The 15,199-nt window shown below is 49.7% G+C and carries 12 protein-coding genes and 2 tRNA genes; all 14 read left to right on the top strand.

The window, feature by feature from the left end:
* Positions 1 to 11: 11 nt before the first annotated feature.
* Positions 12 to 1,949, top strand: coding sequence for an ATP-dependent zinc metalloprotease FtsH (gene ftsH, locus M977_RS08610; protein ID WP_064514062.1), 1,938 nt, complete (start codon positions 12 to 14; stop codon positions 1,947 to 1,949).
* A gap of 99 nt (positions 1,950 to 2,048) precedes the next feature.
* Positions 2,049 to 2,894, top strand: a complete 846-nt coding sequence (gene folP / locus M977_RS08605) for a dihydropteroate synthase (RefSeq protein ID WP_064514060.1) — start codon at positions 2,049 to 2,051, stop codon at positions 2,892 to 2,894.
* Complete coding sequence (glmM, locus tag M977_RS08600) at positions 2,891 to 4,228, top strand: phosphoglucosamine mutase (RefSeq protein ID WP_064514058.1); 1,338 nt, start codon at positions 2,891 to 2,893, stop codon at positions 4,226 to 4,228. The genes folP and glmM overlap by 4 nt, the downstream gene beginning before the upstream one ends.
* A 234-nt stretch (positions 4,229 to 4,462) precedes the next feature.
* Positions 4,463 to 4,792: a preprotein translocase subunit SecG gene (secG, locus tag M977_RS08595; RefSeq protein ID WP_034459692.1), complete on the top strand. Its 330-nt coding sequence runs from the start codon at positions 4,463 to 4,465 to the stop codon at positions 4,790 to 4,792.
* 45 nt (positions 4,793 to 4,837) lie between these two features.
* Positions 4,838 to 4,924: transfer RNA gene (locus tag M977_RS08590), tRNA-Leu, on the top strand.
* Positions 4,925 to 4,984: 60 nt separating this feature from the next.
* Positions 4,985 to 5,061: transfer RNA gene (locus M977_RS08585), tRNA-Met, on the top strand.
* Positions 5,062 to 5,271: 210 nt separating this feature from the next.
* Entirely contained in the window at positions 5,272 to 5,724 is a 453-nt protein-coding gene (gene rimP / locus M977_RS08580) for a ribosome maturation factor RimP (RefSeq protein WP_072009469.1), read from the top strand.
* A 27-nt stretch (positions 5,725 to 5,751) separates the two neighbouring features.
* Positions 5,752 to 7,239 (top strand): transcription termination factor NusA, encoded by a 1,488-nt coding sequence (gene nusA / locus M977_RS08575; protein ID WP_034459687.1) that lies wholly within the window; start codon positions 5,752 to 5,754, stop codon positions 7,237 to 7,239.
* Between the two features lie 24 nt (positions 7,240 to 7,263).
* Positions 7,264 to 9,948 carry a translation initiation factor IF-2 gene (gene infB / locus M977_RS08570; RefSeq protein WP_064514056.1) on the top strand — a complete coding sequence of 895 codons (2,685 nt, stop codon included), beginning with the start codon at positions 7,264 to 7,266 and terminating at the stop codon, positions 9,946 to 9,948.
* Between the two features lie 68 nt (positions 9,949 to 10,016).
* Positions 10,017 to 10,421 carry a 30S ribosome-binding factor RbfA gene (gene rbfA, locus M977_RS08565; protein ID WP_034459684.1) on the top strand — a complete coding sequence of 135 codons (405 nt, stop codon included), beginning with the start codon at positions 10,017 to 10,019 and terminating at the stop codon, positions 10,419 to 10,421.
* Entirely contained in the window at positions 10,421 to 11,365 is a 945-nt protein-coding gene (gene truB / locus M977_RS08560; RefSeq protein WP_064514053.1) for a tRNA pseudouridine(55) synthase TruB, read from the top strand. The genes rbfA and truB overlap by 1 nt, the downstream gene beginning before the upstream one ends.
* A gap of 153 nt (positions 11,366 to 11,518) precedes the next feature.
* Positions 11,519 to 11,788 (top strand): 30S ribosomal protein S15, encoded by a 270-nt coding sequence (gene rpsO / locus M977_RS08555; protein ID WP_064514052.1) that lies wholly within the window; start codon positions 11,519 to 11,521, stop codon positions 11,786 to 11,788.
* 245 nt (positions 11,789 to 12,033) lie between these two features.
* On the top strand, positions 12,034 to 14,163 hold the full coding sequence (gene pnp / locus M977_RS08550) for a polyribonucleotide nucleotidyltransferase (RefSeq protein ID WP_064514050.1): 2,130 nt from the start codon (positions 12,034 to 12,036) through the stop codon (positions 14,161 to 14,163).
* A gap of 117 nt (positions 14,164 to 14,280) precedes the next feature.
* Positions 14,281 to 15,165 carry a lipoprotein NlpI gene (nlpI, locus tag M977_RS08545; protein WP_064514048.1) on the top strand — a complete coding sequence of 295 codons (885 nt, stop codon included), beginning with the start codon at positions 14,281 to 14,283 and terminating at the stop codon, positions 15,163 to 15,165.
* The last annotated feature ends 34 nt before the right edge of the window (positions 15,166 to 15,199 follow it).

Raw genomic sequence — 15,199 nt, 5'->3', positions numbered from 1 at the left:
CCTTGAGTGACATGGCGAAAAACCTAATACTCTGGCTGGTCATCGCGGTTGTGCTGATGTCTGTGTTCCAGAGCTTTGGGCCCAGCGAGTCAAACGGCCGTAGGGTGGATTACTCCACTTTCCTGTCTGAAGTAAATCAAGACCAGGTTCGCGAAGCGAGTATCAATGGACGTGAAATCAAAGTTACCAAGAAAGATAGTAACCGATACACGACTTACATCCCCGTTAACGATCCTAAGCTGCTTGATAATCTGCTGACCAAAAATGTGAAAGTAGTAGGCGAACCGCCTGAAGAGCCAAGCTTGCTGGCTTCTATTTTCATCTCCTGGTTCCCAATGCTATTGCTAATTGGGGTCTGGATCTTCTTTATGCGTCAAATGCAGGGCGGCGGTGGCAAAGGTGCCATGTCGTTTGGTAAAAGCAAGGCGCGTATGCTCACCGAAGACCAAATTAAGACCACTTTTGCTGACGTTGCTGGCTGTGACGAAGCAAAAGAAGAGGTTGCTGAGCTGGTTGAGTATCTTCGTGAGCCAAGCCGTTTCCAGAAACTGGGCGGTAAAATCCCGAAAGGTGTGCTGATGGTTGGCCCTCCGGGTACAGGTAAAACCTTGCTGGCGAAAGCCATTGCGGGTGAAGCGAAAGTACCGTTCTTTACTATTTCCGGTTCTGACTTTGTTGAAATGTTTGTGGGCGTGGGTGCATCTCGTGTTCGTGACATGTTTGAACAAGCTAAGAAAGCGGCACCATGCATCATCTTTATTGATGAAATCGACGCCGTAGGCCGTCAGCGTGGCGCGGGTCTTGGTGGTGGTCACGATGAGCGTGAACAGACACTGAACCAGATGCTGGTTGAAATGGATGGCTTCGAAGGTAACGAAGGTATCATCGTTATCGCTGCGACTAACCGTCCAGACGTACTTGACCCAGCGTTGCTGCGTCCAGGCCGTTTTGACCGTCAGGTTGTTGTTGGCCTGCCAGACGTGCGTGGTCGTGAGCAAATCCTGAAGGTGCATAGCCGCCGTGTGCCACTGGCTCCAGATGTCGATCCAGCAATCATTGCACGTGGTACTCCAGGCTTCTCCGGTGCCGATCTTGCAAACCTGGTGAACGAAGCTGCTCTGTTTGCTGCCCGTGGCAACAAGCGCGTGGTTTCCATGGTTGAATTCGAAAAAGCGAAAGACAAAATCATGATGGGTGCTGAACGTCGCTCCATGGTGATGACAGAAGCGCAAAAAGAATCCACCGCATACCACGAAGCGGGTCACGCAATTATTGGTCGCTTGGTTCCAGAGCATGATCCTGTGCATAAAGTAACTATCATTCCGCGCGGTCGTGCGCTGGGTGTGACGTTCTTCCTGCCAGAAGGTGATGCAATTAGTGCGAGCCGTCAGAAACTTGAAAGCCAGATTTCTACGCTGTACGGTGGTCGTCTTGCTGAAGAAATTATTTACGGTGCTGAACATGTTTCTACCGGTGCGTCTAACGACATCAAAGTAGCAACATCTATCGCTCGTAACATGGTTACCCAATGGGGCTTCTCTGAGAAACTCGGTCCGTTGCTATATGCGGAAGAGGACGGTGAAGTGTTCCTGGGCCGCTCCGTTGCGAAAGCGAAACATATGTCCGATGAAACTGCACGTATCATCGATCAGGAAGTGAAGCTGTTGATTGAGCGTAATTACGCTCGTGCTCGTCAGCTCCTGAATGAAAATATGGATATTCTTCACACCATGAAAGACGCACTGATGAAGTATGAAACCATCGATGCTCCACAGATTGATGATCTGATGAATCGTCGTGATGTGCGTCCGCCAGCGGGCTGGGAAGAATCAAATAGCGGCAACAACAATTCTGATAACAATGGTACACCACGAGCACCGCGTCCGGTCGACGAACCGCGTACGCCAAATCCTGGTAATACTATGTCAGAGCAGTTGGGCGATAAATAAGTCGTCTCTGCCGAATGTTACTGCAGTAATCTATAAAACCCTGGGCTTGTCCCGGGGTTTTTGTTTTTGTCTTAACCAAAGTCTATGCAGGGAATTTTGATGAAACTCACCGCACAGGGCACTACGCTCGATCTTTCTCATCCTCATATCATGGGTATTTTGAACGTCACGCCAGACTCTTTTTCCGATGGTGGAAAGCACAATTCGTTAGTGGAAGCCTTAAAACACGCTAACGCGATGATCAATGCGGGTGCGACGATTATTGATATTGGTGGTGAGTCGACTCGCTCAGGGGCGGCTGACGTGAGTGTAGATGAGGAGCTGTCGCGTGTGATTCCGGTCGTGGAAGCAATTGCACAGCGCTTTGAGATCTGGATTTCAGTCGATACCTCCAAACCTGAGGTGATTCGCGAAGCGGCTCGGGTTGGGGCACATATAATTAACGATATTCGCTCGTTGCAGGAACCTGGCGCGCTTGAAGCAGCCGCTGAAACTGGTTTGCCCGTTTGCCTGATGCACATGCAGGGCGAACCTAAGAATATGCAGCAGGCTCCGCGTTACGATGATGTTTTTGCAGATGTGAATCGCTTTTTTATCGACCAAATAGCCCGCTGTGAAGCGGCAGGCATCGCAAAAGAAAAATTGTTGCTCGACCCGGGCTTCGGTTTCGGTAAAAATCTGACCCACAATTACCAACTTTTGGCCCGACTTTCCGAATTCCATCACTTTGGCTTACCGCTATTGGTGGGGATGTCGCGTAAATCAATGGTTGGCCAACTGCTGAATGTCGGGCCGGATCAACGCCTGAGTGGCAGTATTGCGTGTGCAGTCATTTCTGCGATGCAAGGGGCTAACATCATTCGAGTTCACGATGTAAAAGAGTCAGTCGAAGCGATGCGCGTGGTGGAAGCCACACTTTCAGCGAAGGAAAAAAAAACGCTATGAGTAACCGTAAATATTTTGGCACAGATGGCATCCGCGGTCGTGTAGGCGATTCCCCAATTACCCCTGACTTTGTGCTGAAGCTCGGCTGGGCTGCGGGTAAAGTATTAGCACGCCACGGCTCGCGTAAGATTATTATCGGCAAAGATACTCGTATCTCTGGTTACATGCTGGAGTCCGCTCTCGAAGCAGGCCTCGCTGCTGCGGGTTTGTCTGCTTCATTCACGGGTCCGATGCCAACGCCTGCCGTTGCTTATCTGACCCGTGCATTCCGTGCCGAAGCAGGGATCGTTATCTCTGCATCGCATAACCCGTTCTATGATAACGGAATCAAATTCTTCTCGATCGACGGCACAAAACTGCCAGACGAAGTTGAAGAAGCCATTGAAGCTGAAATGGAAAAAGAGATCACCTGTGTTGATTCTGCGGAACTGGGCAAAGCCAGCCGTATTGTGGATGCGGCAGGTCGCTATATCGAATTCTGCAAAGGCACATTCCCTAATGAGTTAAGCCTCAGCAGCCTCAAAATTGTTGTCGATTGCGCCAATGGAGCAACTTATCACATTGCGCCAAATGTGCTTCGTGAGCTGGGTGCTACGGTCATTACCGTGGGTTGTGAACCGAACGGCGTCAACATCAACGAAAAATGTGGTGCCACTGACGTGCGTATGCTGCAGGAACGAGTGCTGGCTGAAAAAGCTGACATCGGTATTGCACTTGATGGTGATGGTGACCGTGTCATCATGGTGGACAATCTGGGCCATAAAGTTGATGGTGACCAGATCCTCTACATTATTGCTCGTGAAGGACTCCGTCAGGGCCAGTTGCGCGGTGGTGCTGTTGGTACGCTGATGAGCAACATGGGGCTGGAACTGGCATTGAAACAGCTCGGTATTCCGTTTGCGCGTGCAAAAGTGGGCGACCGCTATGTACTGGAAAAACTTCAGGAGAAAGGCTGGAGAATTGGTGCTGAAAACTCCGGCCATGTGATCCTGCTAGATAAGACCACCACTGGTGACGGTATCGTTGCAGGTTTGCAAGTACTTACCGCTATGGTGCGTAACCATATGAGCCTTCATGACTTGTGCAGCGGAATGAAATTATTCCCACAAGTTTTGGTTAACGTGCGCTTTACTGCGGGCAGCGGCGATCCACTTGAGCACGATTCAGTTAAAAAAGTGACCGCTGAAGTTGAAGATGCATTGGGTAATCGTGGCCGTGTGCTGTTGCGTAAATCGGGCACTGAGCCTTTAATCCGCGTGATGGTAGAAGGTGAAGATGAAGCGCTGGTTATCGAGTATGCCAACCGCATCGCTGATGCCGTAAAAGCGGTTTAATTTATTACCGCTTTGGTTGTGTAAAAAGGCGGCATTTGCCGCCTGTTTTATAAACAAATCCAAATGTATTGCTGTTTTTTTCTCCAGTCAGTGAAATGTGAATAAATTGCCCTTGCGCGTGACCCCGGCTTTGGTTAGTATTCTCACCCGCTTCAGTGGGTAAACTTAAACGTATCCGCTTGACTGGTTTGAAGCTTTGGTATGCGGTAATACCGCAAGGAACAGGTTGATAATATGTACGAAGCTCTTTTAGTTGTTTTCCTTATTGTAGCCTTGGGCCTTGTGGGTCTTATCATGCTGCAACAAGGTAAAGGCGCTGATATGGGAGCCTCCTTCGGAGCAGGCGCTTCCGCTACGCTGTTCGGTTCAAGTGGTTCAGGTAATTTCATGACCCGCATGACCGCTGTGTTAGCAACGCTGTTCTTTATCATCAGCCTGGTACTGGGTAACCTCAATACCAACAAAACCGATAAAGGAAGTGTGTGGGATAATTTAACTCAGCCAACAAAAACTGAGTCACAGCCAGCGGCACCTACCAAGCCGAGCAGCGATATCCCGCAGTAAGTAGTAAGCTTCAATACGGTAAGAAGTGATTGCCGTGTTCAAAGTGCCGAGGTGGTGGAATTGGTAGACACGCTACCTTGAGGTGGTAGTGCCCGATTGGGCTTACGGGTTCAAGTCCCGTCCTCGGTACCAAAATATCTGCATTTCTTGCATTTTATGCAATATCGGCGTAATATTTGCCACGTTTTCGGACGCGGGGTGGAGCAGCCTGGTAGCTCGTCGGGCTCATAACCCGAAGGTCGTCAGTTCAAATCTGGCCCCCGCAACCACTTTCCCTGAGAGTTCTTTTTCAAATATACTGTGAACACCAGATGGTGCCTCGCGAAGAATTTAGAAAAAAATTCTCCTGGATATTGTCCGAGCCGCATTCGCGGTGTACAGGGTTCAGTTATATAAAGCCTCGATTTATCGGGGTTTTTTGTTATCTGACTTTAGAATAACTGGGCTATATGCCCTTTTTTTATTTCTTGGGGGTGGGCTTGTCCACATTAGAGCAAAAATTAACAGAGATGATTTCAGCACCGGTCGAGGCGCTGGGCTATGAGTTGGTAGGAATCGAATTTGTTCGAGGTCGCCAATCCACGCTGCGCATCTATATTGATAGTGAAGATGGCATCAATGTTGATGATTGTGCTGATGTCAGTCACCAGGTAAGCGCAGTACTGGATGTCGAAGACCCTATCACTGTTGCTTACAACCTGGAAGTTTCCTCACCAGGCCTTGATCGCCCAATGTTTACCGCCGAGCATTACGTTCGTTTTACCGGTGAAGAAGTAAGCATTGTGTTGCGAATGGCCGTGCAAAACCGTCGTAAATGGCAGGGTATTATTAAAGCCGTAGAAGGTGAGATGATCACGGTTACGGTGGAAGGCAAAGATGAAGTGTTCGCGCTGAGCAACATCCAGAAAGCGAACCTGGTACCCCACTTTTAATAGTTTGGATTGAGGTGAAAACCCAGGATGAACAAAGAAATTTTGGCTGTTGTAGAAGCAGTTTCCAACGAAAAATCACTGCCGCGTGAGAAGATTTTCGAAGCGCTGGAAAGTGCACTGGCAACAGCGACCAAGAAAAAATACGAACAAGAGATTGATGTGCGCGTTAGCATCGATCGTAAAAGTGGTGACTTTGATACTTTCCGCCGTTGGGTCATTGTAGAAGAAGTTACCCAACCTACGCGTGAAATCACTCTTGATGCAGCTCAATTCGAAGATCCAGAGCTGAATGTTGGCGGATATGTTGAAGACCAGATTGAATCTGTAACCTTTGACCGTATCACTACTCAAACTGCAAAGCAGGTTATCGTACAAAAAGTACGTGAAGCTGAACGTGCAATGGTGGTTGATCAGTTCCGCGAGCACGAAGGTGAAATCATCACCGGTGTGGTGAAGAAAGTTAACCGCGAGAACATCTCTCTTGATCTCGGCAGCAACGCTGAAGCTGTAATTCTTCGCGAAGATATGTTACCGCGTGAAAACTTCCGCCCTGGTGACCGTATCCGCGGTGTGCTTTATGCTGTGCGTCCGGAAGCTCGTGGTGCTCAACTGTTTGTTAGCCGTTCTAAGCCTGAAATGCTGATCGAATTGTTCCGCATTGAAGTGCCGGAAATTGGCGAAGAAGTTATTGAAATCAAAGCCGCTGCTCGTGATCCTGGTTCTCGTGCGAAAATCGCCGTGAAAACCAACGACAAGCGTATCGACCCAGTAGGTGCTTGTGTTGGCATGCGCGGTGCGCGTGTTCAGGCAGTTTCTACTGAACTGGGCGGTGAGCGTATTGATATCGTGCTGTGGGACGATAACCCGGCACAATTCGTTATCAATGCTATGGCTCCGGCTGACGTGGCTTCCATTGTTGTTGACGAAGACAAACATACAATGGATATCGCGGTAGAGGCAGGCAATCTGGCACAAGCAATCGGTCGTAACGGACAAAACGTTCGTCTGGCCGCACAGCTGAGTGGCTGGGAACTCAACGTCATGACTGTTGATGACCTGCAAGCCAAGCATCAGGCTGAAGCACATGCTGCCATTGATACCTTTACCAAATACCTCGAGATCGACGAGGATTTTGCCACTGTATTGGTAGAAGAAGGCTTCTCCACCCTCGAAGAGTTGGCATACGTGCCGATGAAAGAGTTGCTGGAAATTGACGGCCTTGATGAAGATACAGTGGAAGCATTACGTGATCGCGCCAAAAACGCCCTCACCACACTGGCATTGGCGCAGGAAGAAAGCCTGGGCGATAACAAACCTCAAGAGGATCTGCTGAACCTCGAAGGTATGGATCGCAACTTGGCCTTTAAACTCGCTTCACGCGGTGTGAGCTCGCTGGAAGATTTGGCTGAGCAAGGTGTCGACGATCTGTCAGATATTGAAGGTTTAACCAACGAGAAAGCCGGGGAATTGATTATGGCTGCTCGCAATATCTGCTGGTTTGGCGGCGAAGCGTAATAAACTGTAGCAGGAAGGAACAGCATGACAGATGTAACCGTAAAAGCGCTGGCCGCAGAGATTCAGACCTCCGTGGACCGCCTGGTACAGCAATTTGCTGATGCAGGGATCCCTAAGGCTGCTGATGATTCTGTCTCGGCCCAGGAAAAACAGACATTACTGGCGCACCTGAATCGTGAACACGGTTCTGCGCCAGATAAGTTGACATTACAGCGCAAAACGCGCAGTACTTTAAACATTCCAGGTACCGGTGGGAAAAGTAAATCGGTACAAATCGAAGTCCGCAAGAAGCGCACCTTTGTGAAACGTGATCCGCAAGAGACAGAACGTCTTGCCGCGGAAGAACAGGCGCAGCGTGAAGCGGAAGAGCAAGCCCAACGTGAGGCGCAGGAAGCTGCCAATCGTCAGGCGCAAGAAAAAGCTAAACGTGAAGCTGAAGATAAAGCTAAGCGTGAAGCCGCTGATAAAGCGAAACGTGAAGCTGCGGAAAAAGACAAAGTGAGCAATCAACAAGACGATATGACGAAAAGCGCCCAGGCAGATAAAGCCCGTCGCGAAGCTGAAGCTGCAGAGCTTAAGCGCAAAGCTGAAGAAGAAGCCCGTCGCAAATTAGAAGAAGACGCCCGTCGTGTAGCTGAAGAGGCCCGTAAAATGGCTGAAGCTAACGCAGGTGTTTGGACGGAAGAAGAGAAAGTGGAAGACGATAAATCTGATTACCATGTAACCACTTCTCAACACGCTCGCCAGGCTGAAGACGAAAACGACCGCGAAGTTGAAGCTGGCCGTACTCGTGCTCGTACTGCGACAACTAAAGCACCACGCCAGAAAAAAGGCGGCAAACACGGCGAGTCTAAAGCTGACCGTGAAGAAGCGCGTGCTGCAGTTCGTGGTGGTAAAGGTAAGCGTAAACCAAGTTCTCTGCAGCAAGGCTTCAACAAGCCTGCGCAGGCAGTTAACCGTGACGTCGTAATCGGCGAAACAGTGACTGTTGCAGAACTGGCTAATAAAATGGCTGTTAAAGGCTCTCAGGTCATCAAAGCGATGATGAAACTGGGCGCAATGGCAACCATTAACCAGGTCATCGACCAGGAAACCGCACAGCTGGTTGCCGAAGAGATGGGCCACAAAGTTATCCTGCGCCGTGAAAACGAGCTGGAAGAAGCGCTGATGAGCGACCGTGACACTGACGCAGTTGCTGAGTCACGTGCTCCAGTTGTTACCATCATGGGTCACGTTGACCACGGTAAAACTTCCCTGCTCGACTACATTCGTTCTACTAAAGTAGCGTCTGGCGAAGCGGGTGGTATTACCCAGCACATCGGTGCATACCACGTAGAAACTGAAAACGGTATGGTTACCTTCCTGGATACCCCGGGCCACGCAGCGTTTACGTCTATGCGTGCTCGTGGTGCTCAGGCAACGGATATCGTTGTTCTGGTTGTTGCTGCAGACGATGGTGTGATGCCACAAACTATCGAAGCTATCCAGCACGCGAAAGCGGCGCAGGTGCCGGTAGTGGTTGCAGTGAACAAAATCGATAAGCCAGAAGCTGATCCAGACCGTGTTAAGCAGGAACTGTCTCAGTACGGCATCATGCCAGAAGAGTGGGGCGGTGAAAGCCAGTTCATCCACGTATCTGCTAAAGCAGGTACTGGTATTGACGAACTTCTGAACGCAATCCTGCTGCAAGCTGAAGTTCTCGAACTGAAAGCAATGCGTGATGGTATGGCGAGCGGTGTGGTTATCGAATCCTTCCTGGATAAAGGTCGTGGCCCGGTAGCAACTGTTCTGGTTCGTGAAGGTTCCCTGAATAAAGGCGACATCGTTCTTTGTGGCTTCGAATATGGCCGTGTTCGTGCAATGCGTGACGAAATGGGTCGTGAAGTTACTGAAGCGGGTCCGTCTATTCCTGTTGAAATCCTTGGTCTGTCTGGTGTTCCGGCAGCGGGTGATGAAGTAACAGTTGTTCGTGACGAGAAAAAAGCTCGTGAAGTTGCTCTGTATCGTCAGGGTAAATTCCGCGAAGTTAAACTGGCTCGCCAGCAGAAATCTAAACTTGAAAACATGTTCGCCAACATGACCGAAGGCGAAGTGTCTGAAGTTAACGTTGTGCTGAAAGCGGACGTTCAGGGTTCTGTTGAAGCGATCTGCGATTCCCTGCTGAAACTGTCTACTGATGAAGTTAAAGTTAAAATCATCGGTTCCGGTGTTGGTGGTATCACTGAGACTGACGCTACGCTTGCTGCAGCTTCTAACGCTATTCTGGTTGGCTTCAACGTTCGTGCTGATGCATCTGCACGCCGCGTTATTGAGTCAGAAAGCCTGGATCTGCGTTACTACTCCGTCATCTACCATCTGATTGACGAAGTTAAAGCAGCAATGAGCGGCATGCTGTCTCCGGAACTGAAACAACAGATCCTCGGCCTGGCCGAAGTTCGCGATGTGTTCAAATCACCGAAATTTGGCGCAATCGCAGGTTGTATGGTTACCGAGGGTGTGGTCAAACGTCACAACCCAATCCGTGTTCTGCGCGACAACGTTGTTATCTATGAAGGCGAGCTGGAATCCCTGCGCCGCTTCAAAGATGACGCTAACGAAGTTCGTAACGGTATGGAATGTGGTATCGGCGTGAAGAACTACAATGATGTGCGTGTTGGTGATGTGATCGAAGTATTCGAAATCATCGAAATCCAACGTACCATCGCCTGATATCAGCCGGGTACATAGCTAATATCTTTAGGGGGCCGAGCGCCCCCTGATTTTATGGAGAATTTATTATGGCGAAAGAATTTGGTCGCCCACAGCGTGTTTCCCAGGAATTGCAGAAAGAAATCGCAATCATCCTGCAGCGCGAAATTAAAGACCCGCGTCTGGGCATGATGACCACCGTTTCTGGTGTCGAAGTGTCACGCGATCTGGCTTATGCAAAAGTGTTTGTAACCTTCCTGAACGATAAAGACGAACAAGCAGTGAAAGAAGGCATCAAGGTTTTACAGGATGCTTCTGGCTACATTCGTTCTTTGCTGGGCAAAGCAATGCGCCTGCGTATCGTGCCTGAACTGACTTTCTTCTACGATAACTCGTTGGTTGAAGGTATGCGCATGTCGAATCTGGTTTCTAACGTCATCAGAAACGATGATGAGCGCCGTGTAAACGATACGGATGACAGCAAGGAGGATTAATGAGTCGTCCTCGTCGTCGTGGTCGTGATATCCACGGAGTACTGTTGTTAGATAAACCTCAGGGTTTATCTTCGAACGACGCGTTGCAGAAAGTGAAGCGTATTTATAACGCTAACCGTGCCGGTCATACCGGAGCGCTTGACCCGCTTGCAACCGGAATGCTGCCGATTTGCCTCGGAGAAGCGACAAAATTCTCGCGTTATCTACTTGATTCCGACAAGCGTTACCGTGTTATTGCCCGCCTTGGGCAACGCACTGATACTTCTGATGCTGATGGCACAGTCGTTCAGGAGCGTCCGGTAACCTTTACCGAACAAGAGCTGGCGCAAGCGTTAGATAGCTTTCGTGGTGAAACACAGCAAGTTCCATCGATGTACTCCGCACTGAAATATCAAGGCAAGCCACTTTATGAGTATGCGCGCCAGGGTATCGAAGTGCCGCGTGAAGCACGGTCTATCACGGTTTACGAACTTCTGTTTATTCGCCATGAAGGCAATGAACTTGAGTTGGAAATTCACTGTTCTAAGGGAACGTACATCCGGACCATCACTGATGATTTAGGTGAAAAACTCGGTTGTGGTGCCCATGTGACTTTCCTGCGTCGCCTTGCAGTGAGCAAGTATCCTGTCGAACGCATGGTAACGCTTGAGCAATTGCATGCATTGGTTGAGCAAGCACAAGCGCAAGAAATTGAGCCATCGGTGCTGTTAGATCCATTATTGATGCCAATGGATAGTCCGGCTTCAGACTTCCCAATCGTGAATTTATTACCTGCTGTTGCGGGTTACTTCAAGAATGGGCAGCCAGTGCAAGTGGCGGGTAGCCCGGCAGAAGGGCTAGTCCGCGTCACCGAAGGTGATGAAGGCAAATTTATCGGCATGGCCGAAATTGATGATGATGGACGCGTAGCGCCTCGTCGTCTGGTTGTTGAGTATCCGCTCTGACACCTGGAGTTGCCTTGCGATAAGAGGTGGCTACAGGTAAAATGGCGCGGCTTAACTTTCATACCTTTGTTTAACATTGTTGTGAAAGTGCACTGGAGTTGCTGAATTAGAGATCGGCACTCTATCTTTTTATCTATAATTTTGGAGTTTAAAATGTCTCTAAGCGTTGAAGCTAAAGCAAAAATCGTTTCCGAGTTTGGTCGTGGTTCTAACGACAGCGGTTCTACCGAAGTTCAGGTTGCACTGCTGACTGCTCAGATCAACCACCTGCAGGGTCACTTCTCTGAGCACAAAAAAGATCACCACAGCCGTCGTGGTCTGCTGCGTATGGTTTCTCAGCGTCGTAAACTGCTCGACTACCTGAAGCGTAAAGATGTAGCACGTTACACCAGCCTGATCGAGCGTCTGGGTCTGCGTCGCTAAGTCTTGCGAGTTTCAGAAAAAGGGGCCTTTTAAGGCCCCTTTTTTCAACCAGATGGCAGCAATTCTATGGAAACTAATGTATTGTTGCAGTGTGTGATCTTTGTTGCAGAGGTTCGCGCGGCTAATGAGAGGCTTTATCCGCATGGGCGGGTTAGGGTTGTCATTAGTCGCGAGGATGCGATAGAGATCGGGTTAAACGGAGCAAGTGCAATCACCTGCTACCAAAGATTATTAAGGATATTATTTTGCTAACTCCGATTGTCCGTAAATTTCAATACGGTCAGCATACGGTCACAATAGAGACCGGTATGATGGCTCGCCAGGCTACCGCAGCAGTAATGGTCAGCATGGACGACACCGCTGTATTCGTGACCGTAGTCGGTCAGAAAAAAGCGAAAGCAGGCCAGGATTTCTTCCCTCTGACTGTTAACTATCAGGAGCGTACTTACGCTGCTGGTCGTATCCCGGGTAGCTTCTTCCGTCGTGAAGGCCGTCCAAGCGAAGGTGAAACACTGATCGCGCGTCTGATTGACCGTCCAGTGCGTCCGCTGTTCCCGGAAGGTTTCGTGAACGAAGTTCAGGTTATCGCGACTGTTGTTTCCGTGAACCCACAAGTTCACCCAGATATCGTTGCAATGATTGGTGCTTCTGCCGCTCTGAGCCTGTCTGGTATTCCGTTCAACGGCCCAATTGGCTCTGCACGTGTTGGTTATATCAATGACCAGTATGTTCTGAACCCAACTGCTGATGAACTGAAAACCAGCAAACTGGACCTGGTTGTTGCCGGTACCGAAGGTGCTGTGCTGATGGTTGAATCCGAAGCTGAACTGCTGAGCGAAGACCAGATGCTTGGCGCGGTTGTATTTGGCCACGAACAACAGCAAATTGTTATCCAGAACATCAACTCTCTGGTTGCTGAAGCTGGTAAACCACGTTGGGACTGGCAGCCAGAAGCGGCTAACGAAGCGCTGAATGCACGCGTTGCTGCACTTGCTGAATCCCGTCTGAGCGATGCTTACCGTATTACTGATAAGCAAGAGCGTTACGCACAAGTCGACATCATCAAATCTGACGTTATCACTGCATTGTCAGCTGAAGACGATTCAATTGATGCTGGCGAAGTAAGCGACATTCTGCACGCTATCGAGAAAAATGTTGTTCGTAGCCGTATTCTGGCTGGCGAGCTGCGTATCGATGGCCGCGAAAAAGACATGATCCGTGGTCTGGATGTGCGTACTGGCGTTCTGCCACGCACTCACGGTTCTGCACTGTTCACCCGTGGTGAAACTCAGGCGCTGGTTACAGCAACTCTGGGTACCGCACGTGATGCACAGAACCTGGATGAGTTGATGGGCGAACGTACCGACAACTTCCTGTTCCACTACAACTTCCCTCCGTACTCCGTAGGCGAAACCGGCATGGTCGGTTCACCGAAGCGTCGTGAGATTGGTCATGGTCGTCTGGCTAAGCGTGGCGTACTGGCTGTTATGCCAGAAGCTGACCGCTTCCCGTACACCGTGCGTGTAGTGTCAGAAATTACTGAATCTAACGGTTCTTCTTCCATGGCTTCCGTATGTGGTGCTTCTCTGGCACTGATGGATGCAGGCGTGCCAATCAAAGCCGCTGTAGCCGGTATTGCGATGGGTCTGGTTAAAGAAGGCGAGAACTTTGTTGTTCTGTCTGACATTCTGGGTGACGAAGATCACCTGGGCGACATGGACTTTAAAGTTGCTGGTAGCCGTGAAGGTATCTCTGCACTGCAGATGGATATCAAAATCGAAGGCATCACCCGCGAAATCATGCAGGTGGCTCTGAACCAGGCTAAAGGTGCGCGTCTGCATATCCTTGGCGTGATGGAACAGGCTATCAACGCTCCGCGTGGCGATATCTCTCAGTTCGCTCCACGTATTCACACAATCAAAATCAACCCAGACAAGATCAAAGACGTGATCGGTAAGGGTGGTTCTGTGATTCGTGCGCTGACCGAAGAAACCGGTACAACTATCGAAATCGAAGATGACGGCACCGTGAAAATCGCGGCGACCGATGGCGAGAAAGCGAAGTTTGCTATTCGTCGTATCGAAGAGATCACTGCTGAAATCGAAGTCGGCCGTATCTACCAGGGTAAAGTTACTCGTATCGTAGATTTCGGTGCATTCGTTGCTATCGGCGGCGGCAAAGAAGGACTGGTGCACATTTCTCAAATCGCTGACAAGCGCGTAGAGAAAGTGACTGACTACCTGCAGATGGGTCAAGAAGTTCCAGTTAAAGTACTGGAAGTTGACCGCCAGGGCCGTGTTCGTCTGAGCATCAAAGAAGCAACTGAGCAGTCCCCAGCGGAAAGCGCAGCACCAGCTGCACCAGAAGCTGAGTAAGCTATACCGATTAAGCTCTCCATGGCGACATGGAGAGCTATTTATTACGGGGCAGGGAGTCTCGTCTTAGAGCCGGCGGACAGGACGTCATCCATATGTTGTCTTCGGGAGTGGGAAATGAAGCCTTTTTTGCGCTGGTGTTTCGTTGCGACAGCTCTCGCGCTGGCAGGATGCAGCAACTCCTCCTGGCGTGAACGTGAAGTCCTGGCGGTGCCATTGCAGCCGACTTTGCAGCAAGAAGTCATTCTTGCACGCATGGAACAGATACTTGCCAGCCGGGCTTTAACCGATGATGAGCGCGCGCAGCTTTTATATGAGCGCGGAGTGTTGTATGATAGCCTTGGCTTGCGGGCTCTAGCGCGAAATGATTTTTCACAAGCGTTGGCAATCCGCCCCGATATGCCTGAAGTATTCAATTACTTAGGTATATATTTAACGCAGGCAGGCAATTTTGATGCTGCCTATGAAGCGTTTGATTCTGTACTTGAGCTTGATCCAACTTACAACTATGCGCATTTAAATCGCGGTATCGCCCTCTACTACGGTGGTCGTTATCGTTTAGCGCAAGATGATCTGCTAGCGTTTTATCAAGACGATCCCAATGATCCTTTCCGTAGTCTGTGGCTCTACATTGCTGAAAGCAATTTAGATGCAAAGCAGGCTAAAGTGGCGTTACAACAGCGCCTCGATAAATCGGACAAAGAGCAATGGGGATGGAACATTGTCGAGTTCTACCTGGGGAACATTAACGAAAAAACGTTAATGGAACGCCTCGAGGCGGACGCAACGGATAACACCTCGCTCGCTGAGCATCTCAGTGAAACCAACTTCTATTTAGGTAAGTACTACCTAAGTCTGGGGGAAAAGGACAGCGCTACGGCACTGTTCAAGTTAGCGGTCGCTAACAACGTACACAACTACGTTGAGCATCGTTATGCATTGTTGGAATTAGCGCTCTTGGGCCAGGAGCAAGATGACCTGGCAGAATCGGACCAGCAATAGCTGACGAACATCGATCAGCCCATAAACTTTTTTA

The organism is Buttiauxella gaviniae ATCC 51604 (genome assembly GCF_001654835.1).
GTDB lineage: Bacteria > Pseudomonadota > Gammaproteobacteria > Enterobacterales > Enterobacteriaceae > Buttiauxella > Buttiauxella gaviniae.
This window is presented reverse-complemented; position numbering and strand designations above follow the sequence as displayed.

Bases quoted from the DNA above. Each gene is read 5' to 3' on its own strand.
- rbfA (WP_034459684.1), top strand. From the start codon at position 10,017: ATGGCGAAAGAATTTGGTCGCCCACAGCGTGTTTCCCAGGAATTGCAG.
- truB (WP_064514053.1), top strand. From the start codon at position 10,421: ATGAGTCGTCCTCGTCGTCGTGGTCGTGATATCCACGGAGTACTGTTG.
- secG (WP_034459692.1), top strand. From the start codon at position 4,463: ATGTACGAAGCTCTTTTAGTTGTTTTCCTTATTGTAGCCTTGGGCCTT.
- nlpI (WP_064514048.1), top strand. From the start codon at position 14,281: ATGAAGCCTTTTTTGCGCTGGTGTTTCGTTGCGACAGCTCTCGCGCTG.
- infB (WP_064514056.1), top strand. From the start codon at position 7,264: ATGACAGATGTAACCGTAAAAGCGCTGGCCGCAGAGATTCAGACCTCC.
- ftsH (WP_064514062.1), top strand. From the start codon at position 12: ATGGCGAAAAACCTAATACTCTGGCTGGTCATCGCGGTTGTGCTGATG.
- glmM (WP_064514058.1), top strand. From the start codon at position 2,891: ATGAGTAACCGTAAATATTTTGGCACAGATGGCATCCGCGGTCGTGTA.
- folP (WP_064514060.1), top strand. From the start codon at position 2,049: ATGAAACTCACCGCACAGGGCACTACGCTCGATCTTTCTCATCCTCAT.
- rpsO (WP_064514052.1), top strand. From the start codon at position 11,519: ATGTCTCTAAGCGTTGAAGCTAAAGCAAAAATCGTTTCCGAGTTTGGT.
- nusA (WP_034459687.1), top strand. From the start codon at position 5,752: ATGAACAAAGAAATTTTGGCTGTTGTAGAAGCAGTTTCCAACGAAAAA.